We start from the raw sequence: 23,401 nt of genomic DNA, 5'->3' as shown, positions 1-23,401 counted from the left end.
GCATGAGCACGACCACGACCGAGGAACTCTCGGCCACGACCCTGCTGCGGTTCGCCACCGCCGGCTCCGTCGACGACGGCAAGTCCACCCTCGTCGGCCGGCTGCTGCACGACTCCAAGTCGATCCTCACGGACCAGCTGGAGGCCGTGGAGCGCGCCTCGGCGAGCCGTGGCGCGGAGGGCCCCGACCTCGCGCTGCTCACCGACGGCCTGCGCGCCGAGCGCGAGCAGGGCATCACCATCGACGTCGCGTACCGCTACTTCGCCACCCCGCGCCGCCGGTTCATCCTCGCCGACACGCCCGGCCACGTGCAGTACACCCGCAACATGGTCACCGGTGCCTCCACGGCCGAGCTGACGGTGATCCTGGTCGACGCGCGCAACGGCGTCGTCGAGCAGACCCGCCGGCACGCGGCGATCGCGGCCCTGCTGCGCGTCCCGCACGTCGTGCTCGCCGTGAACAAGATGGACCTGGTCGACTACCGGGAGTCCGTGTTCGCCGCCATCGCCGAGGAGTTCACGGCGTACGCGACCGAGCTGGGCGTGCCGGAGGTCACCGCGATCCCGATCTCGGCGCTCGCCGGGGACAACGTGGTGGAGCCGTCCGCGACCATGGACTGGTACGGCGGCCCGACCGTCCTGGAGCACCTGGAGACCGTCCCGGTCAGCCACGACCTGGCGCACTGCCACGCGCGGCTGCCCGTGCAGTACGTGATCCGGCCGCAGACCGCCGAGCACCCGGACTACCGGGGCTACGCGGGCCAGATCGCCGCCGGCTCGTTCCGGGTGGGCGAGCAGGTCACCGTCCTGCCGTCCGGGAGGACGACGACGGTCGCCGGGATCGACCTGCTGGGCGAGGCCGTCGACGTGGCGTGGACGACGCAGTCGGTGACGCTGCTGCTCGCGGACGACATCGACGTCTCGCGCGGCGACCTGATCGTGCCGAGCAAGGACGCGCCGGCCACCACGCAGGACGTCGAGGCCACCGTGTGCCACGTCGCCGACCAGCCGCTGACCGTCGGCCACCGGGTGCTGCTCAAGCACGGCACCCGCACGGTCAAGGCGATCGTCAAGGACATCCCGTCCCGCCTCACGCTCGACGACCTCTCCCTGCACCCGCACCCGGGGCAGCTCGTCGCCAACGACATCGGCCGGGTGAAGATCCGCACCGCGGAGCCGCTGCCGGTGGACTCCTACGCCGACTCGCGCCGCACGGGCTCGTTCATCCTGATCGACCCCAGCGACGGCACCACGCTCACCGCGGGCATGGTCGGCGAGTCGTTCGCGGCCCCCGATCCCGTCAAGGACGAGGCCGACGACGACGGATGGGACTTCTGACGTGACCACCGGCCACTGCGCGATGTCCGCGACGGAGGACGGCCGCGTCGGCAGCGGCCGCCCCCTCCACAGCGGGCAGAGCAAAGTGGCGCGAGGTGCGCGGTGAGGTCCACGCGATCTCCGCGCGCCCTCACCCGCCGAGCACCGCCCCGGACGAGACGAAAATGTTTGCCGAAGCCCCGGCCACGACCCGCAACACCGTGACCGCCGGGCCAACGAGAGGAACACCTCCCGTGCCTGCCACACCCAGCCTCCGCCGTGCCTTCGCGGTGATGGCCGTCCTCCCCCTGCTGGCCCTCGCCGCCTGCGGCTACGGGTCCAGGGCCCAGGACGCGTCGTCCGCCCAGCGGATCGCCGCCGGGGCGGAGAAGATCGACGGTCTCGACTCCGTGAAGATCGGCTACTTCGGCAACCTGACCCACGGGACCGCGCTCGTCGGGGTGAACAAGGGCTACTTCCAGAAGGCCCTGGGCGCCACCAAGGCCACGTACCAGGTCTTCAACGCGGGGCCGTCCGAGATCGAGGCCCTCAACTCCGGTTCCATCGACATCGGCTGGATCGGCCCCTCCCCCGCCATCAACGGCTACACCAAGTCCGCGGGCGAGAACCTCCGCATCATCGGCGGTTCGGCCTCCGGCGGTGTCAAGCTCGTCGTCGACCCGGACAAGATCAAGTCCGTCAAGGACGTCAAGGGCAAGAAGATCGCCACCCCGCAGCTCGGCAACACCCAGGACGTCGCCTTCCTCAACTGGATCGCGGAGCAGGGCTGGAAGGTCGACGCCGAGAGCGGCAAGGGCGACGTCTCCGTCGTCCGCACCGACAACAAGACCACCCCCGACGCCTACAGGTCCGGCTCCATCGACGGCGCCTGGGTCCCCGAGCCCACCGCCTCCAAGCTGGTCGCCGAGGGCGCCGAGGTGCTCCTCGACGAAGCGGACCTGTGGCCCGACGAGAAGTTCGTGATCACGAACATCATCGTGTCGCAGACGTTCCTCGACGAGCACCCGAAGGCCGTCGAGGCGGTGCTGAAGGCGTCGGTCGAGACCAACGCGTACATCAGTGCCCACCCCGACGAGGCGAAGACCGCGGCGAACGCGCAGCTGGAGTCGGACTCCGGCGCGGCGCTGCCCGCGGACGTCCTGGACCCGGCGTGGGAGTCCATCCGGTTCACCGACGACCCGCTGGCCTCCACCCTCAAGACCGAGGCGGAGCACGCGGTGCAGGCCGGTCTGCTGGAGGACCCGGAGCTGGACGGCATCTACGACCTCACCCTCCTGAACAAGGTCCTCGCGGCCGAGGGTGACAGCACCGTCGACGACGCCGGCCTCGGCGCCGAGTAGACCCCAAGTCGGATGAGTTCCCAGGAGGTGACGACCATGGCCACCACCCTCGTCAAGGCGGACAGCGCCGAGTCGGTGGAGTACGCCGCCCGCATCGAGCACGTCTCGAAGTCCTTCGCCGGGCCCGCGGGGCAGCAACTCGTCCTGGACGACATCAGCCTCGATGTCGCGCCGGGCGAGTTCGTCACCCTCCTGGGTGCCTCGGGCTGCGGCAAGTCCACACTGCTGAACCTGGTGGCGGGGCTCGACAAGCCCACCGCCGGCGGCATCAGCACCGACGGGCGTCCCGCTCTGATGTTCCAGGAGCACGCCCTGTTCCCGTGGCTGACCGCGGGCAAGAACATCGAACTCGCCCTGAAGCTGGGCGGGGTCGCGAAGAACGAGCGGCGCGACCGGGCCGAGGAACTGCTCGAACTGGTCCGGCTGAAGGGCTCGTACGGCAAGCGGGTGCACGAGCTGTCCGGCGGTATGCGCCAGCGCGTCGCGATGGCGCGCGCCCTCGCGCAGGACGCCCGGCTGCTGCTGATGGACGAGCCGTTCGCGGCCCTCGACGCCATCACCCGGGACGTGCTGCACGACGAACTGACCCGCATCTGGTCGGAGACCGGGCTGTCGGTCCTGTTCGTCACGCACAACGTGCGGGAGGCGGTACGGCTCGCGCAGCGCGTCATCCTGCTCTCCTCCCGGCCCGGCCGGGTGGCCCGCGAGTGGACGGTCGGCCTTCCGCAGCCCCGTCGTATCGAGGACGCCCCCGTGGCCGAACTGTCCCTGGAGATCACAGAAGTCCTGCGTGGGGAGATCCGCCGTCATGGCCAGCACTGAGACGAAGACGACGGACGAGCGTGCCGAGAGCGACCGGCAGACCGCCTCGGTCGAGGCGGGCCTGGACGCCCTGGAGACCGGTGTCACCGGCCGTACGTCCTTCCGTCAGACCTTCGTCAGCAAGATCCTTCCGCCGATCGTCGCCGTCGCGGTGGTCCTGGTGGTCTGGCAGGCCCTGATCTCCTTCAAGGTCGTCGACGATCCGACCAAGCTGCCCTCGCCCGCCGACGTCGGCGGCGAGTTCCGCGACGCCTGGCTGGAGGGCAGGTTCTTCGGCTACATCTGGACCAGCGTCTCGCGCGGTCTGCTGGGCTTCCTGCTGGCGCTCGCCATCGGCACCCCGCTGGGGCTGCTGGTGGCCCGTGTGAAGTTCGTGCGCGCGGCCATCGGGCCGATCCTGTCCGGGCTCCAGTCGCTGCCGTCGGTGGCCTGGGTGCCGCCGGCCGTCATCTGGCTGGGCCTGAACAACTCGATGATGTACGCGGTGATCCTGCTCGGCGCGGTCCCCTCCATCGCCAACGGCCTGGTCTCCGGCATCGACCAGGTGCCGCCGCTGTTCCTGCGGGCGGGCCGCACGATGGGCGCGACCGGGATGAAGGGGGCCTGGCACATCGTCCTGCCGGCCGCGCTCCCCGGTTACCTGAGCGGTCTGAAGCAGGGCTGGGCCTTCTCCTGGCGCTCGCTGATGGCGGCGGAGATCATCGCCTCCTCCCCCGACCTGGGCATCGGCCTGGGCGCGCTGCTGGAGAACGGCCGCAACGCCAGCTCCATGTCGATGGTCTTCGAGGCGATCATCCTCATCCTGTTCGTCGGTATCGCGATCGACCTGCTGATCTTCAGTCCCCTGGAGCGGCGGGTGCTGCGCGGCCGGGGCCTGCTGGTGAAGGGCTGACCTCCCATGCGCAGAGAGCCGGTTCTCCTCGTCATCGCCCACGGCAGCCGCGATCCGCGGCACGCGGCGACCGTCCACGCCCTGGTGCGCCGGGTGCGGTCGCTGCGGCCGGGGCTGCGCGTGGAGACCGGCTTCCTGGACTTCAACGTCCCGTCGGTGCAGGGGGTGCTGGAGTCCCTGGCGGCGGAGGGCGTCCAGGACGTCGTGGCGCTGCCGCTGCTGCTGACGCGCGCCTTCCACGCGAAGGCGGACATCCCGGCGGTCCTGCGGGACGCGCCGCCGCGGCTGCGGATCCGCCAGGCGGAGGTCCTCGGACCGTCGCCGCTGCTGCTGTCCGCGCTGGAACGGCGGCTGTACGAGGCGGGGCTGTCGCCCGCCGACAGGTCCTCCACCGGGGTCGTGCTGGCCTCGGCGGGGTCCACCGACCCGGAGGCGATCGCGGTGATCGCAGATATCGCGCGGGAGTGGTGGCACACCGGTTGGTGCGCCGTGCGGCCCGCGTTCGCCTCCGCCTCCCTGCCGCGCACCGAGGACGCGGTGCGCGAGCTGCGGGAGCTGGGCTGCTCGACGGTGGCGGTCGCCCCGTACGTCCTGGCCCCCGGTTTCCTGCCGGACCGTATCGCGCGGGGCGCGGCCGGGGCGGACGTCCTCGCCGAGGTGCTGGGCCCGGCGCCCGAGGTGGCGCGGCTGCTGCTGGAGCGCTACGACGCGGCTCGGGTGCCCCGGCTGACGGCCATCGGCGCGTAGGCGTCTGTTCCCGGGGCAGCCGGCGGCACAGCTCACGGTTCCTCCGGCCGGGCCCACCAGGCCGGCGGCACAACTCACGGGCCCCTCCGGGCGGGCCCGTCGGGCCGGCGGCACAGCTCACGGGTCCCTCCGGCCGGGCCCGTCGGCCCGGCGGCACAGCTCACGGGTCCCTCCGGCCGGGCCCGTCGGCCCGGCGGCACAACTCACGGGTCCCTCCGGCCGGGCCCGTCGGCCCGGCGGCACAGCTCACGGCCGGTGGCACAGTTCGTCGCCCAGCCGGGTACGGGCGTACCGTACGAGCCGGCCGCTGCGGGTACGGCTGAGGAGGCCGGCGTCGTGCAGGACGGCGAGGTGCTGGCTGACGGCTCCCGGGGTGACGTCCAGCCGGTGCGCGAGCTCGGTGGTGGAGGCCGGTTCCGCGAGCAGCAGGAGCAGCCGGGCGCGGGGGCGTCCCAGCAGGCGGGCCAGGGCGTCGTCGGGGGCGGGGGGCCGGGTCTCGGAGAGGGTGGCGCGGCCGCGCGCCGGATACATCAGCACCGGGGGCCGTGAGGGGTCGATCAGGGGCTGGGCGCCACGGGCGAACAGCGTCGGCAGCAGCACCATGCCCCGTCCCTCTATGCCGACACCGGCCCAGGGCGCCGGGACCGTGAAGTCCCGCGTGGACAGCCGCAGGTGGCTGCCGGTCCAGGTGAGACGGTCGTCGAGTCCCTGGAGCAGCGCGCCGGCGCCCTGCTCGGCCAGCACCCTCCCGCGGTACGCGAGATCGGCCTCCAGGATGCTCTGCGCGCGCGGCCACCACTGTGCGGCCAGGCAGGTGTGCCAGTAGGCGTCGAGCGCGTCCGCGGTGCGGGCGAGGAACGCGGCGGGGTCGGCGAGGCCCCGTGCGACGACGGGCGGCAGCGCGTCCTCGCTCCGGTAGGTGGCGCGCAGGTCGGCGGCGACGACGTCCGGCGCGGTCGCCCGGACCCGCTCCAGTTCGTCGGCGAAGGCCGGGCGGGCCCGGTCGGGCCGCGGGGTGAGGAAGTCGGGGACCCACAGCCAGGGGGCCACGAGCGCGGCGAGCAGTTCGGGGTCGAGGGAGTCGAGGCGGGAGCGGATCCGGCGCAGCCACGGCCGGTGGTGGGGGTAGCGGGCCGGGTCGTGCAGGCAGCGCAGCGAGAACACCGCCTCCTGGAGCGGGGAGTAGGCGAAAGAGGTGGTGGCGAGGTCGTCGACGGTGAAGCGGAACTCGATCATTGAGTGGCACGCTAAATCAATGCCGGGCCCGGACCGCCGCCGGGTTCGCTGTCCGCATGACCACGACACCGGCCTCCTCGGCCTCCTCGGGCTCCGACGCCGCCTCCGCCGCGCCCGGCTCCCCGGCTTCCCCCGTTCCTGCGGCTCCCCCGGGTTCCGACGGCGGCGGCCCCCCGGACTCCACGGCCACCCCCCTCGCCACCCGGGCCTCCGGGCTGCTGCCCGTCGGCCCCGTGCTGCGCCGCGCCTCCCTGCTGACCCTCGTCAACTCCCTGGGCAACGGCCTCTACTTCCCGCTCGGCGTCCTGTACTTCACCCGGATCGTCGGCCTCGACGCGACCTCCGTCGGGCTCGGGATGACCGGCGCGGGGCTGGTCGGCGTGGCCGCCGGGGTGCCCGCGGGGCGGGCGGCGGACCGGTGGGGCGCCCGGCGGGTGGCCGCGCTGCTGTGGGCCGGCACGGGGGTCGCGACGGCCGCGTACGTGCTGGTGCACTCGTACGTGGGCTTCCTCCTCGCCGTGGTCTGCGCGACCGGGTTGCAGATGGCCTCGCGCGGCGTGCAGGGCGCGCTGTACGCGGATGTGCTGCCGGCGGCGACGCGGGTGGAGGCACGGGCGTACCTGCGGATGGTGACGAACGTGGGCATGGCCGTCGGCGGCCTGTTCGGCGCGGTCGCCCTGCAACTGGACACCAGGGGCGCGTACATGACGATCATCGTGCTGAACGCGCTGTCGTTCGCGGGGCCCGCACTGCTGATCCCAGGGCTTCCTCTGGCTCCGCACGCCGTCGACCGCGCGCCGCTCGCCGCGGACGCGCCGGCCGCCGACCGCTGGCGCGCGGTGCGCGACCTGCCGTTCCTCGCGGTGACCGTCCTGAACGCCGTCCTGGTCGTGCAGTACACGCTCTCCGAGGTGGGCCTGCCGCTGTGGATCGTGGAGCGCACCGAGGCGCCGCGCTGGACGGCGGCCCTGCTGATGATCGTGAACTGCGTGCTGGTGGCCCTGCTCCAGGTCCGGGTCGCCCGCCGCTTCTCCCAAGTGCCGTCCGCCGTGCGGGCGATGGGCCTGGCCGGGCTGCTGCTGGCCGCCGCCTGCGCGGTCTACGCCCTCTCGGCGGGCCTGACCCCGGTGTGGGCGGTCCTCGCCCTCACCGCCGGAGCCGTCGTCCACGTCACGGCCGAGGTGCTCGCCGCGGCCGGCGCCTGGACCCTCGGCTACGCCCTCGCCGACGCCCGCGCCCACGGCGTCTACCAGGGCGTCTTCGGGGCGGGCACGTCCGCCGGGATGATGGCGGGCCCGGCCCTGGTCACGGTCACCGCGATCCGGCACGGCTCGGCCGGCTGGGCGGCGCTGGGCGTGCTGTTCGCGGCGGCGGGCCTCGCGGTGGGGCCCGCGGTGCGGTGGGCGGGACGGGACGGGTGGCGGGGAGAGGGTTGCTGACGGGTCGTGGGAGGAAGCGGGATCCTGTAGCGTCGGAAGACCGGGGCGGGGGCTCCCGGAGTCGCAACCGCGTTGTTGGGGGAGACGGGTTGGAGAGGCAGCACGACCACCGGGGAGCTCGTACCGTCTCCCTGCTGTCGATCGGAGTGGGCAGCTTCGAGGACGGCTCGACCATGGAGGAGCTCGACTTCGTCTCCACGCGGATGGCCGACGTCCAGTGGGCCTTCGACCCGTTCGGGGTGAAGGTCGAGCCACCCTGTCTCGACGGAACCGAGGGGGAGATCGACGCCCTGCTGCGCCGTCGGCTCGTCGACGACCGCGACCAGGCCGACATCTCCGTCGTCCATCTGATCGGACACGGGCACCGGGACCGCAACGGCCGGCTGGGGCTCGTGGCGCGCGACGATCGCGTGGTCGACATCGACCGGTGGATCGAGAAGGCGCAGCAGGAGATCGAGCGGGACGGGAACCGGCGCCGGGTGGTCTTCCTCGTCGACACCTGCTCGGCGGGGGCCGCGACGGGACGGCAGTCACTCGCCGAGCAGAACGCCGAGCGGGGCGTGTGGGCGCTGGGCGCGACCATCAGCAGTCTGCCGACGGAGCAGGGCCGCTTCAGCCACTGGATCACCACGGCTCTGCAGCAGATCAGGGACGAGGACTACACCCTCAACGACGACTCCGTGAGTTTCACCGAGTTCGTCCGCCAACTCATCGCCGTGGGACGCCAGATCAAGCCCTCATGGCGCATCTCCCTCGGCTTCAACCTCGAACAGGGGGACGGGGACTGGCCGTTCCTGCCGAACCCGAAGAAGGTCGGCCTCACCGCGGACGAAGTCCGTATGCGCAGACGCTCCCTGGGCTACGTCCCCGGCGAGGAGGACCTGCGCAAGGACCTCGGCACCAGGATCGCCGCGGGCGAGGAGGTCGAGGACGCGGTCTACTTCTACGATCGCGCCTCGGGGCGCGGACTCGTCTCGGCGAATGGCACGGAAGGCTTCTTCTCGGGCCGTGCGGCGGAACTGCGGCGCTATGTGGAGTGGCAGGCGGGCGACGGCCCACTGCTGACCGTGACGGGCGCGGCAGGCGCCGGGAAGTCCGGCCTGCTGGGACTGATCGTGTGCGCGGCCCATCCCGAACTGAGGGACCGCTGCCACGATCTGTGGGCACACGCCGGTCCGGGTCTGCCGGAGGTGCCCGACGTGGTGGCGGTCCACGCCCGGCAGCGGTCCGGACAGCAACTGGTCGACAGGATCGTACGGTTGGCGGACCTCGCCCTGCCGAAGGAGGACGAGCAGGAGGACCCCGGGGAGAATACGGACAGGACGGACAAGGCGGAGGAGCAGGAGGAGGTCCGCTGGACGCCCGAGCTCCTGCGGAAGGCGCTGGAGCAGGAGGGCAAGAAGCGGCTCGTCGTGATCGACGCGGTGGACGAGAGCAGCGACCCCCAGTCGGTGCTGGACCTCGTCGCCGTACTCGTCGCACCCGGGAAACGACGCGACCGGTCGTCGGCCGCACCCTGCCGGGTCCTGTTCGGTGGCCGGCGCGAGGTGGTCGACGCCCTGTACTTCGACATCCAGATGGCCGAGCTGACCGGCGAGCGCATCGACCTGGACAGCGCCGATCCCGCGACGACGGAAGAAGACGTACGCCGCTACATCGAGCGGCTGCTCAGAACCGCCGAGGTGTACACGACCGGCCCGTCGGCGGAGTTCGTCGTGCTTCTGGCCAAGCTGGGAGCCAAGAACATCGTCGGCGGTCTGCGTCAGGACAGCCCGTGGGGCCCTTTCCTCCTTGCCGGGCTGTACACCCATTACCTGCTGACGCTCCGCACTCTGCCGGAGAACGAGTCGATCGCCAAGGCCTACGGCGGACAGGCGTCCGCGGACCTGCCGCAACTGCTGGAAGCCGTCCTGACGGAACACCCGGCGGCTCGTGCGGTCCTCGCCGTCCTGGCCCGTTCCAAGGGCGACGGGATGCCACGGGTGACCCTGCGCCGGTGCCTCGGAGCGCTGAACGCCCACGACATCACCGACGCCGAACTCGAGAAGACCCTGCGCGAGGCGTCGCCGTACCTGCGGACCGGCGCCGACCGCGAGAGCAAGACGCTGTACCGGATCTTCCAGCAGGGACTCGCGGACTACCTCCGCGACCACCCGAGCGGCTCGGACCCGGTGGACGGGCAGGAGAGTCTCGCGCTCGAACGCAGTCTGCTGTCGAAGATCGTGGAACCGTTCGCGGCCGGGCCGGAGGGCCGGTCCGCGGACCGCTGGCACCTGGCCGAACCCTACGTACTGCAGCACGCCCTGGGACACGTCATGGCCGCCGACGCCCCGGAGGTCGCCGAGGCCCTCCTCACGGATCCGTATTTCGTCATCCGCTTCGACCCGCGTGAGGATCACCGGGCCATCGACCTGTGCCACTCGGAGGAGGCCGCCGTCCACCGTCGCCTCCTCAGCGCGTCCTGGCAGGCCCACCGCGATCTGCGCAGTGCCGCCGACCGGGCCTCGGTGTTCCTCTACGACGCCGACCGGCTCGGCATGCCGGACCAGTGCGCGCTCTTCAGCGGCATCGTCGCGGACGTCGCGCTCCAGCCCGAGGAGGCGGCCCACTCGCTCCGCTGGGCCATCGGAGGCCGGGTCGACGACAGCTCCCAGTTCATCCAGACAGCGGCGGGCTTCTCGAGCAGCCTTGCCGTCTCCCCCGGCGGGGACCTCCTGGCGATCACCACGGACGGCAGTGTGCAACTCCTGGAGACGGAGACCTGGCGGCAGGTGGCACGCGTACCCGGCGCGGCGCTCGGCGCCTCGGTCAACCGCGTCGCCTTCTCACCGGACGGTCGGTTCCTGGCCTTCTCGGCACCCACCTGGACACGCAACGTGCAGCTCTGGGACGTACACCATCGCGTCTTCCTCGGAAGACCCTGGGAGGAGGACACGTGCCGCACGGGCACGCCCTCCGCCCTGGCTTTCTCCCGGGACGGACGGATGCTCGCCGTCGCGAGCAGGGAACTCGACGTCTCCGTCTGGGACATCGGCGACGGCGGCCCGACCGAGGCGAAACGGCTCCCGGGGAGCAGGGCGGCCAGCCAGGTCCTGTTCAGTCCGGAGGGACACCTGCTGGCCGTGTGCGGTGAGGAGGGCACGACCCTCTGGCACACGGACACCTGGCAGCCGGTGCCCCTCACCCACCTGGAGACCGCGGCCGTCGCCTTCACCCCCCACGACCGCCTCGTGGCCCTGCTCCACACGGACGCCATCACGCTGTGGTCGTACGACACGTTGCGCAGGACCACCCGGATCCCGCTGCGCACGCATCTTTTCGGCAGGGTGACCTTCTCCCAGGACGGATCCCTGCTCGCCGTCACCGACTGGAGCACCGTACAGGTCATCGAGGTCGCGACCGGTGCACAGGTCAAACTCGTCGAGTCACTCGATCACATCCTCGGAGCCTTCTTCCATCCCGCGCATCCCAGGCTCCTGGTGAGCGCGCACTCCGACGGCCGACTGCGTCTGTGGAAGCGATTCGCGCGGGACACGGCCGTGCCCCCACTGCCCCGTTTCCACTCCGTCGACGCAGTGGCCTCACCGGACGGCCGTCTCGTGGCCGCCGTCGATCAGGACGACGTCCTGAACCTGTACGACTCCCTCACCGGCCAACGGCTGGAAACCGTGCCCATCGGCCGCAGCAACCCCAGTGCGGATCTGTACTTCTCCCCCGACAGCCGCACCGTCGTCGCCGTGGCCGGCGGCGACCGCGTCCACGTCGTCCGCCTCGGCCCCACATCGCCGACGAACGACATCCTGCGCCTCGGCAGTCCGTACCGGCCGTCCTTCGCGTTCTCCCCGAACAGCCGGAGGTTCGCGCTGGGCGGGCGGGAAACCGGCTCGGATGCCTACACCGTCAGGGTGTGGGACGTAGCCACGCTGCGCGTCACCCACCGTATCCCGCTGCCCGGTTCCCCCGAGGCTCTCGGATTCGTCGGCTCCGACAGACTCCTCGTCGCCCTCAACGGCGGCATCGCCGTCTACGACTGCCCCGACACCCCGGAGGAGACCCCCGCATGACCCGAGTCCTGGGCATCCACGGTGTCCGCAACTACAAGGCCGTCGACACCACCCCCGTCCTCGGCGCCAAACGGCTCCGCGGCGACTGGCTGGAAGCCCTCGGCGCCGCCGGCCCCTCCCTCGACCTCGACACCGCCTACTACGCCGACCTGCTCCGCAGCCGGCGGCAGGGGGAGGGCGGGTTCGACGGCCTCGACGACGCCGAGGTCGCTCTCGTCGAGCAGTGGGCGCTCGCCTGGGGTGTCGCCCCGGACGGGGTCCAGGGGCGGGCCACCGGATGGCTGCGCTGGATCTGCGGAGAGGTGGCCCAGCGCAGCGGGGAGAGCCCCGCGGTGGTCGAGAAGACGGTCAAGCTGTTCTTCCCGGAGGTCGCCCGCTACTTCGACGGCGGCCGGGACGCCGTGCGCGAGCGCGTCCGGGAGGCTCTCCTGCGTCACCGCCCCGAGGTCGTCGTCGCCCACTCCCTGGGCAGCGTCGTCGCCTACGAGGTCCTGCACGGCCTCGGTGACGAACTCGACGTACGGCTCCTCCTCACGCTCGGCTCACCCCTCGCCCTCCCCCATGCCGTGTTCCACCGGCTCGACCCGGCGCCGGAGGGCGGTGTCGGCGCGAGGCCCGCCACCGTGCGGCGCTGGGTGAACGTCGCGGACGTCGGGGACTTCGTAGCCGTGCCGAAGGGGCAACTCGCCCGTGTCTTCCCGGAGGTCGATCAGCTGCCGGACATCAGCGTCGCGCGCTGGTGGCCGCACAGCGTCCTGGACTGCCTGAGGCACCCGAGCGTGACCGGAACGGTACTGAGCCGCTGACGCCCCGTCCCGTCACGGACCCGCCCGGCGCACCAGCTCCGCCACCGGCAGGGAACCGGGCGCCTTCCGCAGGCGGGCGAACTCGTTGGCGAGGTGCTGCAGCAGGTCGTTCAGCGGTGTCGGTACGCCGTGGAGGCGGCCCAGGAGCGCGATCTCGCCGTTGAGGTAGTCGGCCTCGATGCTGCCGGCGCCCCGGCTGAGGGACTGCCACGAGGAGCCGCCGCCGCGCGTCACGCCGTCCAGCGGCACCTGGGTGACCTTGTCCCCGCGCACCGCCGCCTGCTCCGCCTCGCCCACGTACGCGATCCCGGCGGCCCGCAGCACGGCCTCGCCCTCGGCCCGCACCCTCCGGTACAGCGCGACGGCCTCCTCGCCCTCGACCGGGCCGCTGACCGCCTCCAGGGCGTTGCCCAGGTTGGACAGCAGCTTGGCGTACTGCCAGCGCGCCACGTCCGGGACGACCGGCGCCTCGAAATACGCCTTCTCCAGGTCGGCGGCGATACGGCGGGCGGTGTCGTCGGTGCCGTGCGGGTGGCGGCCGAGGTGGAGGACGCCGGTGAGGGGGCTGCCGGCGGCGGTGACGACGCCGGGCCGGACATGGGTGGCGGGCAGCCACACGCAGACGCCGTAGACGTGCCGGAAGCGGCGCAGGGCCAGGCGCTGGCTCTCCACTCCGTTCTGCGCGCAGACCAGCGGCAGCCGTTCCGCGGCCGTGCCGCCGCCCGCGACCGGCGCCGGCCCCCAGGCCCGGAGGGCGGCCTCGCTGTCCTGCGTCTTGACGGCGAGGACGAGGACGTCGTCGGCGCGCAGGGTGCCGAGCGGGGCGGGCCCGTCGACGACGGGCAGCCGGTGGACCAGTTCGCCCTCGGGCACCCTCAGCCGCAGCCCTCCCTCGCGCAGTGCCGCGTGGTGCGCGCCGCGCGCGACCAGCACGACCTCCTGACCGGACTGAGCGAGCCGCCCGCCGACGGCTCCGCCGACCGCCCCTGCCCCGATGATGACGTAGCGCATGGGCCGAGCCTCGCACAGCCGGCCGGACGACCCGTCACCAGGGCGCGGCGGAGCGGGCCTCCGCCCCGCGGCGGGGGTCACTCCCCGGTCAGCTCCACCAGCTTGACCACGGTGTTCCAGTTGCGGGTGGTGGCGATCAGCCCCTTGTTCACGCGGGGCTTGGAGAGCTGTTCGGCGAGCTTGGAGCGGCCCAGGCCGTCAGGGGCGTACAGGTACAGGGCGCGGTCGCCGAGGCGGAACTCCTCGGGCAGGAAGGCGGCTCGGTCGATGTGGGTGAAGCGGTCGGGCTCGACGGGGGCGGAGAAGTAGGTGACGTGGAGCTGTCTGGCCTCCAGGCCGGCGGCCGGGAAGGGGCAGGCCTCGGCGACGGCCTTCAGATAGGCGTGGTCGCGGACGATCACGTCGACGCCGAACCCGAACCGCGTCCCGATCGAGCCCGCGATCTCCGCGGCGAGGGTGTCCTCGTCCCCGTGACCGGAGGAGAAGACGGCCTGGCCGCTCTGGAGATGGGTGCGCACACCGCCGAGTCCGAGGCCTTCCAGGAGGCTGCGCAGGTCGGCCATCGGGACCTTCCGGGCTCCGCCCACGTTGATGCCTCGCAGCAGTGCCGCGTACGTCGTCGTCATCCGGCCACCCTAGTCTTCCGGATCAGGAATCCCGGATCGGAAATCAGGGTGGTCCGACCACCGCGCGGATCAGTGCGGCAGGGGTTCCACGGCGGCCGTCGCGCCCCGTGGGGGTGGGCGCGACGGGCGTGGGGCCCGGTCCGGCGGGACGGGGTTGCGCGAAACTCTGGCCGACAGGCGGCTCGTCGATCAACCCCTGCCGGCATCTGTGACTTGTTCGACAAGGTTGCGTAATGACAAAGGGGAACGCTGCCGGACGGACCGGACAACCGTGCCGCTTCCCTGATCACGACCCCCGAGAGGGCCGGCATAGATGTAAGGGCCCGCCTCCTCCCGTGCGGTGAGACACCGGGGTCCGAGGGGAGGAGCCGTGCGGCCGGTACGTCACCGGGCAGCACGACGAGATGGCCTTATGCCGCCCCTACCGTCGAAGCGGAAGGTGGCGGCAGGGGGCCGTCACCGCACCTCGAGGGGGGCAGCCCGTCATGGGGAACGGAGATTCACGGGTGCGGGGCATCGCCGCGCGGGCCGGCGGCTGGAGCGCCCGGCACCGCTGGGCGGCCGTCGGCATCTGGGTGCTGTTCGTCGTCCTGGCCATGGGGCTCGGGTCGGCGGCGGGCCGGGTCGACGTCGACGACAGCGACCAGCTCAAGGGCGAGACGCACACCGCCGCCCGGATCGTCGAGGACGCCGGGATCGAGGAGCCGGCCGGTGAGACGGTCCTCGTCCAGGCGAAGGACAGCGGCCTGAAGGCCACCGACGCCGAGTTCCGCGCGGCCGTCGAGGCGGTCGTCACGGCCGTCGAGGACACCGGCGAGGCCACCGACGTCACCTCGCCGTACGACACGCGGACCATCTCCGAGGACGGCCGCAGCGCGCTGGTGCAGTTCGACATCAGGGGCGACTCCGCCACCGCGGGCGAGCGGGTGGAGCCGGTGCTGAAGGCCGTGGAGGGCGTACAGGAGGACCACGCGTCGCTGCGGATCGAGGAGATCGGCGGCGCCAGCATGATGAAGACGTTCGACGACGCGTTCGGGGACGACTTCCAGAAGGCCGAGTACTCCGCGGTGCCGGTGGCCCTCGGCATTCTGCTCATCGCCTTCGGCGCGCTGGTCGCGGCGCTGCTGCCGGTGCTGCTGGCGATCACCGCGATCGTGGCGACGATGGGCCTGATGGGCGTCGTCAGCCACGTCATGCCGATGAGCGACACCGCGAACTCCGTGATGCTGCTGGTGGGTCTGGCCGTCGGCGTCGACTACTGCCTGTTCTACCTGCGCCGGGAGCGTGAGGAGCGGGCCGCAGGCCGGGACGCGCGGACCGCGCTGCGGATCGCCGCGGCGACCAGTGGCCGCGCGATCGTCGTCTCCGGGGTGACGGTGTGCGTGGCGATGGCGGGCATGCTGTTCACCGGGCTCGCCGAGTTCGAGGCGATGGGCCTGGCCTCGCTGATGGTGGTGGCCGTGGCGATGGTCGGCTCCGTGACGGTGCTGCCCGCGCTGCTGTCGCTGCTGGGCGAGCGGGTCGAGAAGGGCCGGATCCCCTTCCTGCGCCGCCGCGGCAACGGCGGCGACGGCGGGAGCCGGTTCTGGACGGCCGTCCTCAAGGGCGTGCTCGCCAAGCCCGTCGTCTCCGTGGCCGTCGCGACCGGCGCCCTGCTCGCCGTCGCGGCGCCGGCGCTCGGCATGAAGACCCAGCAGCTCACCCTGGACCAGGAGTTCGGCGACTCGCTGCCCATCGTCCAGACGTACAACCGGCTCAACGAGGCGTTCCCCGGCGGCTCCGAACCGGCCGAGGTCGTCGTCAGGGCGAAGGACATCAACGGGCCCGAGGTGCAGGCGGCGCTGGCCGACTTCCGTGAGCGGGCGGTCAGTTCGGGCGCGTCGCGCGGCCCCGTCGAGATCAAGCTGCACGACGCGCAGGACGTCGCCTTCGTGTACGTGCCGCTGGTGGGCGGCTCCGACCTGGACAAGGCGGGCGCGAGTCTGGACACGCTGCGCGACGAGGTGCGGCCGGCGACGCTCGGCGCGGTCGACGGCGTCGAGGCGCCGATCACCGGGCAGGTGGCCGGTTCGAAGGACTTCAACGACCAGCTCGCCGGAGCCGTCGTCCCGGTGTTCGCCTTCGTCGTGGTCTTCGCCTTCGGGCTGATGCTGCTGTCGTTCCGCTCGCTGACGATCGCGCTCACCTCGATCGTGCTGAACCTGCTGTCGGTGGGGGCGGCCTACGGCATCCTCGTGGCGGTCTTCCAGCACGGCTGGGGCGCGTCCCTGGTGGGCGCGGAGGGCGTCGGCGCCATCGTCACCTGGCTGCCGCTGTTCCTCTTCGTGATCCTGTTCGGGCTGTCGATGGACTACCACGTGTTCGTGGTCTCCCGGATCCGTGAGGCACGGTTGCGGGGCAGGACGACGAAGGACGCGATCTCCCACGGCGTCGTCACCACGGCGGGTGTCGTGACCAGCGCCGCCGTCATCATGGTCGCCGTCTTCGCGATCTTCGGCACGCTGTCCATGCAGTCCATGAAGCAGATGGGCGTGGGCCTCGCGGCCGCGGTCCTGATCGACGCGACGATCATCCGGGGCGTGCTGCTCCCGGCGGTGATGGCGCTGCTGGGCGAGCGCAACTGGTACCTGCCCAAGTGGCTGCACCGGCTGCCCGACCTCACCCACGACGAGGCGCCGGACGCCGTCGCCGCGCCGGCGACGCACGACGACGAGGGCGAGCCCGTACGGGTCTGACGCGCGCGGCCTTCCTCCGGCCGGGGGCCCGTCGACCACAGGGGAGTCGACGGGCCCCCACGCGCGCGCCGCCGTAGCGGCACGCGCCGCTCCCCGCGCGTGCCGCTAAGGCAGTTCGGCCTCGATGAGGTCGGCCGCCCTGCGCGTGCCGCCCTCCCGCGCCATGCCGGCCCGGATCTCCGTCAGCCGCCGGGCGACCTCGGGGTCGTCGACCAGGGCGAGGGCGAGGGACCGCAGGGTCTCGGCGCTCGCCTCCTTGGCCGGCAGGTGCCGGGCGACGCCGAGCGCCTGGAGCATGTCCGCGTTCCCGAACTGGTCCGCGGCCTGCGGTACGGCGATCATCGGGGTCGCCGTCGCCAGCCCCTCCTGGCTGCCGCCCGCCCCGGCGTGGGTGACGAACAGGTCGGCCTGCTGGAGGATCGCCCGCTGCGGGACCCAGGAGCGCACCTCCACGTTGGCGGGCACGTCGCCCAGTTCGGCCGGGTCGACGTGCCGGCCGATCTGGAGCACCAGGTGCCAGCCGGGCAGGTCCGCGAAGGCCGCCACGCAGGCGCGGTAGAAGTCGGGCTGCTTGGTGAAGGCCGAGCCCAGCGAGACGAGGACGACCCTGGTGGCCTTGGCGGGCCGCGTCCAGGTGCCCTCGGCACGGCGGTCGCCCTGGCAGGCGCCGACGAAGCTGTACACCCGCTCGTCGACCCGGTCGGCGTTCGGCTGGAGCACCTTGGGGATGAGGACCAGGGAGCGGGCGGGCCGGCCGGCGAAGGAGTCGGGGTGCTCGGTGATCCCGTTCTCCGCCAGCCAGGCGCCGAAGCGGGCGTAGTAGGCCCGGCCGCGTTCGGTCTTCCTCGGCTCGGCCCACATCGGCTCGGCGACCTCCTCCTCGTAGCCCTCCCAGGCGACCAGGCTGGGCGAGAGGGAGATCGCGGGCACGCCCCAGCGGTGGGCGAGGACGCGGGCCGGGTAGGAGGCGATGTCGTGCAGGACGAGGTCGGGCTCGTCCCCGGCGTAGGCCTCGGTCAGCCGGGGCAGCGCCTGGATCGCGTCGTCCAGGAACGGTTCCACGTTGTCGAGGAGGGTGGTCCCCCAGGCCGACGGGTCGGCGTCGGGCGAGGGCAGGGTGGAGTGCCACGGCTTCACCTCGGCGCCGGTCCCGGCGACCTTGTCGGCGAGGGCGGGCGGGACGGCGTAGGTGACGCGGTGCCCGCGCGCGACGAGTTCCCGGATCACCTCCAGGCTGGGGTTCACATGGCCGTGGGCGGCGATGGAGAACATGGCGATGTGGGCGGGAGCGGTCATACCGTCGACCGTAAGCGAGACGATACGTCTCGTACAATCGAATTAGCGCTCACCCCCGCCACCGGGTGCGCATGACCGGCGCGAACCGCCAGGTCGACCAGGTCAGCCAGGTCAGCCAGGTCAGCGCTGGTAGCGCGCCAGTACCAGGTTCCCGTCCTCCTCCAGCCGTCGCCGCAGCTCGCCCAGGCCGATCGCTCCGCTGTAGTACTCCTGGAAGGCGGGGGTGGCGACCTTGTCCTTCCACTCCGGATAGCCGCGGACGGACTGGGCGGGGGCCGGGCGCAGACCGTCGGCGAGCGCGGTGCCGGTCGCCCAGTCGTCCTCGGTCGTGCGCAGGGCCGGATCGGCGAGGGCCCGGGTGCCGGTGGGCAGCATCCATTCGCCCAGGGCCAGCCGCACCATGTTCGGCGGCTGGAGGAGGAAGTCGATGAACGCGGCCGCCAACTCCTTGTGCGGGCTGTCCTCGGCGATGGACAGGGTCTGCGGGCTGACGCCCTGGGTGAGACCGTCGGCGCCGGCCGGGGCGGGCAGCACCTGCCAGTCGAAGCCCTCGGGGGCCTGCTGGACGATCTGCTGGCGGTAGGAGAAGCCCAGCGGGACCATCGCGTACTTGCCGGCGAAGAAGCCGGGCAGGGTGTCGGAGCCGCCGCTGCCCAGCAGCGAGCCCGGGGCGCTGCCGTCCTCGCCGACCTGGTCGTGGACGGTGCGCGGCACGACCTCGTCGCCCTCCTCGAAGCGGACCGTGACCTTGCCGTCGGCGCCCCGGTGGAAGAGCCGGCCGCCCGCCGACAGGGAGAGGTTGAGGGTGGCGGAGACGGGGTCCTTCAGCGGCCAGGCCACGCCGTACCGGCCGTCGCCGCTGAGCCGCTCGGTGATCTCCCGGAACTCCGTCCAGCTCCAGGGCCGTTCGGGCGTCGGGATGCGCACCCCCGACTCCCTCAGCCAGGTCGCGTTGGCGATGAGGACGCGCGGCTCCTGGAGGAAGGGCACGCCGTAGACGCCGTCCCCGAAGGTCGTCGTCTCCCAACTGCGCGGCGGGATGTCGGCCTTGAGCCGCTCGGAGAGCAGGCCGGTCAGGTCGGCGAGGTAGCCGCCGTAGGCGAAGTCCGCGAGGTCGTCGGAGGCGTCGTGGACGACGTCCGGTGCCTCACCGCCCTCGAAGGAGGTGAGGAGCTGGTCGTGGACGCTGTCCCAGCTTCCCTGCACGTACTCCACCCGGACGTCCGGGTGGGCCGCGTTCCACTCCGCCACCAGTTCCCTGTTGGCCTCGACGGACTCGTCCTGCCAGGCCAGGGACTGGAACCGGAGGGTGACCGGGCCGTCGTCGCCGTCGCCGTCGCCGTCGCCGCCCGCGCAGCCGGCCAGCAGCAGGACCAGGGCCAGGACGCCCGCGGCCGCCGCGCGCATCAGCTCTTCACCGCCCCGGCGAGCATCCCGCCGGTGATCCGCCGCTGGATCACCGCGAAGACGACGAGCGAGGGAAGGGTGGCGAGGAAGGCGGCGGCCGCCAGCGGCCCGAGGTCGGCGACGCCCTCGGCTCCGATGAAGTGGGTGAGGACGACCGGCAGGGTCTGCTTCCGCGGCGACTTCAGCAGCACCAGCGCGAAGAAGAACTCGTTCCACGCGGTGACGAAGGCGAACAGCCCGGTCGCCGCGATCCCCGGCGCGAGCAGCGGCGCCGTCACCGACACCAGCGTGCGCAGCCGTCCGGCCCCGTCGACGGCGGCCGCCTCCTCCAGCTCGACGGGCACCGCGCGCACGTATCCGACGAGCATCCACAGCGCGAACGGCAGCGCCCACACCACGTACACCATGACCAGCCCCGCCAGGGAGTCGATCAGCCGCAGGTTCTTCAGCACCAGGAACAGCGGGACGATCACCAGCACCAGCGGGAACGCCTGGCTGACCACCACCCAGCCCGTCGCGGCCCGCGCGAGCGGGGTGCGCCGGCGGGCGACGGCGTACGCCAGCGGTGTCGCGAGCAGGACGGCGATCAGCGCGGCCCCGGCGGCGGACAGCAGGGAGTTGCCCGCGGCGCGCAGCAGCGGCTGTTCCTCGAAGGCCTGCCGGAAGTTGGCGAGGGTGGGGTCCGCCGGGATCCACGACGGGTGCAGACCGCCCAGCTCCCTGGGCGACTTGAAGGCGGTGGAGACCAGCCACAGGAAGGGGAAGGCCAGGAAGACGAGATAGGCCAGCAGGGCGAGGTACTGGCCGGCCCGGCCCGCGGTGCTCGTCCTCATGTCTCGTCGCCCCCCTTGAGCCGGCCCACGAGGAACAGGGCGAGCAGTACCGAGATCACCACGACCATCACGCATCCCATCGCCGCCGCGTAGCCGAACTGCCCGTACCGGAAGGCCTCCTCGTAGGCGAAGAGCATCGGAAGCCGGGTGCGGCCGCCGGGGCCGCCGCTGGTCAGGACGTAGACCAGGGCGAAGGAGTTGACGTTCCAGATGAAGTTCAGGGCCGTGATCGCGAGGGCGACGGGGCGCAGCGCGGGCCAGGTGACCGTGCGGAAGCGGCGCCAGGCGCCCGCGCCGTCGACCGCGGCGGCCTCGTGCAGTTCGCGCGGGGTGTTCTGGAGCCCGGCGAGCAGGGCGACGGTGGTCTGCGGCAGGCCCGCCCAGACGCCGACGGCGATCACCGCGGGCAGGGCGGTGGACAGGCCGGCCAGCCAGTCCCGCCCGTCGCCGAGACCCAGGTCGCGCAGGGTCTCGTTGAGGACACCGGCGTCGGGGCTGTAGACGAGCCGCCACATGATGCCGACGACGACCTCGGGCATCGCCCAGGGGACGATCGCGAGGGCGCGGGCGAGCCAGCGCAGCCGCAGCTCCTGGTCGAGCAGCAGGGCCAGGCCGAGGGCGAGCAGGAATTGCGGGACGGTCACCCCGACCGCCCACACCAGCCCGATGCGGAACGACTCCCAGAACAGCGTGTCGTGCCACAGGTCCCGGAAGTTGAGCGCGCCGATCCACCGCGTCGGCGTGGTCCGGCCCGACTGGGCGTCGGTGAACGCCAGCAGGATCCCGTACAGCAGCGGGCCGGCGCTCAGCACCAGGACCGGGATCAGCGCGGGCAGGACGAGGAACCAGGCGCCGGGGCTGCCGGTGCGCCGGACCGGCGGGCCGGTGCCGGGCGCACGGCGCACCGTACGGCTCTCCTCGGTCGTCGTCGGCACGAAGCGATCCCCCTTCCCGGCGGCTCCGGCGGGCTCCGCCATGGTCGTGAAGGGCCGGTACGCCGTCAAGGCACCGCGCGCACCGCCCCACCTGTGCGAATGCGAGACTGGCCGTCGGGCGGCCGGATTCCGGCGCCGTCCCCGGGGTCGGACACGGCCCGTCGGCGGGCGGCCGGCGGCATCCACCGAGCCCCTGCGGCACACGACACGGCGGCACACGACACGGAGGCGGACGATGGACGAGGCACGCGCGCGGGAGGTACTGGCCGCGGCGGGGGTGGCGCCGGGCCCGGCACGGGACGCGCGGCTCCTCGCCCTGGGCGAGAACGCGGTGTTCGCCGCCGGGGACCTGGTGGTGAAGGTCGGCCGGGACGCCGAACTCCTGGACCGGGCCCGGCGCGAGGTGGGGATCGCGGTGTGGCTCGCCGAGGCGGGCGTCCCCGCGGTGCGGGCGGCCGGACCGGAGGCGCTGCTGGTCGACGGCCATCCGGTGACGGTGTGGCACCGGCTGCCCGACCCGGTACGGCCCGCCGAGCCCCGCGATCTGGCCGGACTGCTGCGGGTCGTGCACGCCCTGCCCTCCCCTGCCGCCTCCCTCGACCTGCCCCCGCGCGATCTGCTGTCCGGTGTGGAGCGCTGGCTGCGGCTGGCCGGCGACGCGGTCGACCCGGCGGACGCGGCCTTCCTGCGCCGGCGCCGCGACGGTTTCGCCGCGGCCGCCGCCGCGCTCACCCCGCATCTGCCGCCCGGCCCGATCCACGGTGACGCGCTGCCGCGCAACGTCCACGTCGGGCCGGACGGGCCCGCCCTGGTCGACCTGGAGACCTTCTCCGCCGATCTGCGCGAGCACGACCTGGTCGTGCTCGCCCTCTCCCGCGACCGCTACGGCCTGCCCGCCGAGGCCTACGACTCCTTCACCGACGCGTACGGCTGGGATGTTCGGGAGTGGGAGGGCTGCGCGGTCCTGCGCGGGGCCCGGGAGACGGCGAGCTGCGCCTGGGTGGCCCAGCACGCGCCCACCAACCCCCGGGCGCTGGCCGAGTTCGAACGCCGGGTGGCGTCGCTGCGGGACGGGGACGAGGCGGTGCGCTGGTACCCCTTCTGAGACGGGCGGTCAGACCCTTTCGCCCGCGAGCTCCCGCACCGGCCAGGTCCCGTCGACCACCGCCTCGGCGTCGCCCTTGCGGCGCAGGAAGTCCTGGAAGTCCGCCGCCCACTCGGCGTACCACTCGATCTGGCGGCGGTGCAGCTCCGCCGGGCCGAGGGCCGCGATCTTGGGGTGGCGCTCGGCTATCGCGCCGGCGAGCCGGGCCGCGGCGAGGGCGTCGGCCGAGGCGTCGTGCGCCGCGTCGAGGGGGACGCCGTACTCGGCGCAGACCGCTTCGAGGTTGCGCTTGCCGCGGCGGTAGCGGTCGGCCCGGCGGTCGATGGTGTACGGGTCGACCACCGGGGCCGGGTCGAGGCCGCCGAGGCGGTCGCGCAGGGACGGCAGCCCGTGCCGCCGCAGTTCGGCGGAGAGCAGGGTCAGGTCGAAGGCGGCGTTGTAGGCGACGACGGGGACGCCCGTCCGCCAGTACGTCACCAGGACGTCCGCGAGGGCGTCCGCGACCCGGTCGGCGGGGTCGCCCTCGGCGGCCGCCCGCGCGGTGCTGATCCCGTGGACCGCGACGGCCTCCGCCGGGATCTCCACGCCCGGGTCCGCCAGCCACTCCCGGCGTCCCAGGACCTGTCCGCCCCTCACCTCGATCACGGCTCCCGTGACGATGCGCGCCTCGCGCGGATCCGTCCCGGTCGTCTCCAGGTCGAAGCCGATCAGCAGCTCCCGGTGCCAGGCCATGGTGGCCCCCCTTCTTGGTGGTGCTTCCCCCAGTGGCT

Annotated in this window: 17 protein-coding genes and 1 pseudogene; 10 read left to right on the top strand and 8 right to left on the bottom strand. The window is 72.8% G+C overall.

Going from position 1 to position 23,401, the window contains the following annotated elements:
• Positions 1–2: 2 nt before the first annotated feature.
• The 5 genes from ACFV9M_RS13415 (at position 3) to ACFV9M_RS13395 (ending at position 5,138) form a co-directional block, all read left to right on the top strand.
• A complete protein-coding gene (locus ACFV9M_RS13415) occupies positions 3–1,337 on the top strand; it encodes a sulfate adenylyltransferase subunit 1 (protein WP_385066444.1) in 1,335 nt (444 codons plus the stop codon).
• 233 nt (positions 1,338–1,570) lie between these two features.
• Positions 1,571–2,677, top strand: coding sequence for an aliphatic sulfonate ABC transporter substrate-binding protein (locus ACFV9M_RS13410; RefSeq protein WP_385066447.1), 1,107 nt, complete (start codon positions 1,571–1,573; stop codon positions 2,675–2,677).
• Between the two features lie 12 nt (positions 2,678–2,689).
• Entirely contained in the window at positions 2,690–3,499 is an 810-nt protein-coding gene (locus ACFV9M_RS13405; protein ID WP_385066449.1) for an ABC transporter ATP-binding protein, read from the top strand.
• The gene (locus tag ACFV9M_RS13400; protein WP_385066452.1) at positions 3,486–4,391 is read left to right on the top strand and encodes an ABC transporter permease; all 906 of its coding nucleotides are present in this window, start codon (positions 3,486–3,488) and stop codon (positions 4,389–4,391) included. The genes ACFV9M_RS13405 and ACFV9M_RS13400 overlap by 14 nt, the downstream gene beginning before the upstream one ends.
• 6 nt (positions 4,392–4,397) lie before the next feature.
• Positions 4,398–5,138: a sirohydrochlorin chelatase gene (locus ACFV9M_RS13395; protein ID WP_385066455.1), complete on the top strand. Its 741-nt coding sequence runs from the start codon at positions 4,398–4,400 to the stop codon at positions 5,136–5,138.
• A 246-nt stretch (positions 5,139–5,384) separates the two neighbouring features.
• Here ACFV9M_RS13395 and ACFV9M_RS13390 read toward each other — a convergent pair whose 3' ends face one another.
• Positions 5,385–6,374: an ArsR family transcriptional regulator gene (locus ACFV9M_RS13390; RefSeq protein ID WP_385066457.1), complete on the bottom strand. Its 990-nt coding sequence runs from the start codon at positions 6,372–6,374 to the stop codon at positions 5,385–5,387.
• 56 nt (positions 6,375–6,430) lie between these two features.
• Between ACFV9M_RS13390 and ACFV9M_RS13385 the strand changes: the two genes are divergently transcribed.
• The 3 genes from ACFV9M_RS13385 to ACFV9M_RS13375 all read left to right on the top strand — a co-directional run bounded on the left by ACFV9M_RS13385 (position 6,431) and on the right by ACFV9M_RS13375 (position 12,683).
• Positions 6,431–7,813: an MFS transporter gene (locus tag ACFV9M_RS13385; protein ID WP_385066461.1), complete on the top strand. Its 1,383-nt coding sequence runs from the start codon at positions 6,431–6,433 to the stop codon at positions 7,811–7,813.
• An 89-nt stretch (positions 7,814–7,902) separates the two neighbouring features.
• Complete coding sequence (locus ACFV9M_RS13380) at positions 7,903–11,877, top strand: hypothetical protein (RefSeq protein ID WP_385066464.1); 3,975 nt, start codon at positions 7,903–7,905, stop codon at positions 11,875–11,877.
• Positions 11,874–12,683: a serine peptidase gene (locus tag ACFV9M_RS13375; protein WP_385066466.1), complete on the top strand. Its 810-nt coding sequence runs from the start codon at positions 11,874–11,876 to the stop codon at positions 12,681–12,683. Before ACFV9M_RS13380 ends, ACFV9M_RS13375 begins: the two co-directional genes overlap by 4 nt.
• Positions 12,684–12,695: 12 nt before the next feature.
• On the opposite strand, the gene ACFV9M_RS13370 is transcribed toward ACFV9M_RS13375, so the two are convergent.
• Both ACFV9M_RS13370 and ACFV9M_RS13365 read right to left on the bottom strand, forming a co-directional pair.
• Positions 12,696–13,694: a ketopantoate reductase family protein gene (locus ACFV9M_RS13370; RefSeq protein ID WP_385066469.1), complete on the bottom strand. Its 999-nt coding sequence runs from the start codon at positions 13,692–13,694 to the stop codon at positions 12,696–12,698.
• A gap of 77 nt (positions 13,695–13,771) precedes the next feature.
• Positions 13,772–14,320, bottom strand: a complete 549-nt coding sequence (locus ACFV9M_RS13365) for a DUF1697 domain-containing protein (RefSeq protein ID WP_385066471.1) — start codon at positions 14,318–14,320, stop codon at positions 13,772–13,774.
• A gap of 485 nt (positions 14,321–14,805) precedes the next feature.
• On the opposite strand from ACFV9M_RS13365, the gene ACFV9M_RS13360 reads away from it, so the two are divergent.
• Positions 14,806–17,055 carry an MMPL family transporter gene (locus ACFV9M_RS13360; protein WP_385066474.1) on the top strand — a complete coding sequence of 750 codons (2,250 nt, stop codon included), beginning with the start codon at positions 14,806–14,808 and terminating at the stop codon, positions 17,053–17,055.
• 105 nt (positions 17,056–17,160) lie between these two features.
• Here the strand turns inward: ACFV9M_RS13360 and mgt are convergent.
• From mgt to ACFV9M_RS13340, 4 genes and pseudogenes are all read right to left on the bottom strand, one after another.
• Positions 17,161–18,394, bottom strand: a pseudogene (mgt, locus tag ACFV9M_RS13355) (macrolide-inactivating glycosyltransferase).
• Positions 18,395–18,471: 77 nt separating this feature from the next.
• Complete coding sequence (locus ACFV9M_RS13350) at positions 18,472–19,758, bottom strand: ABC transporter substrate-binding protein (protein WP_385066475.1); 1,287 nt, start codon at positions 19,756–19,758, stop codon at positions 18,472–18,474.
• Complete coding sequence (locus ACFV9M_RS13345; RefSeq protein WP_385066478.1) at positions 19,758–20,591, bottom strand: carbohydrate ABC transporter permease; 834 nt, start codon at positions 20,589–20,591, stop codon at positions 19,758–19,760. The genes ACFV9M_RS13350 and ACFV9M_RS13345 overlap by 1 nt, the downstream gene beginning before the upstream one ends.
• On the bottom strand, positions 20,588–21,568 hold the full coding sequence (locus tag ACFV9M_RS13340; protein ID WP_385102424.1) for a carbohydrate ABC transporter permease: 981 nt from the start codon (positions 21,566–21,568) through the stop codon (positions 20,588–20,590). Before ACFV9M_RS13340 ends, ACFV9M_RS13345 begins: the two co-directional genes overlap by 4 nt.
• 193 nt (positions 21,569–21,761) lie before the next feature.
• Here ACFV9M_RS13340 and ACFV9M_RS13335 point away from each other — a divergent pair, with 193 nt between their 5' ends.
• A complete protein-coding gene (locus tag ACFV9M_RS13335) occupies positions 21,762–22,631 on the top strand; it encodes a phosphotransferase enzyme family protein (protein WP_385066482.1) in 870 nt (289 codons plus the stop codon).
• A 9-nt stretch (positions 22,632–22,640) separates the two neighbouring features.
• Here the strand turns inward: ACFV9M_RS13335 and ACFV9M_RS13330 are convergent, their stop codons facing one another.
• Entirely contained in the window at positions 22,641–23,363 is a 723-nt protein-coding gene (locus tag ACFV9M_RS13330; protein WP_385066484.1) for a 3'-5' exonuclease, read from the bottom strand.
• Positions 23,364–23,401 lie beyond the last annotated feature (38 nt).

Source organism: Streptomyces sp. NPDC059895, from assembly GCF_042731035.1.
GTDB lineage: Bacteria > Actinomycetota > Actinomycetes > Streptomycetales > Streptomycetaceae > Streptomyces.
The sequence above is the reverse complement of the archived record's forward strand: the minus strand, read 5'-3'. Positions and strand labels throughout refer to the sequence as shown.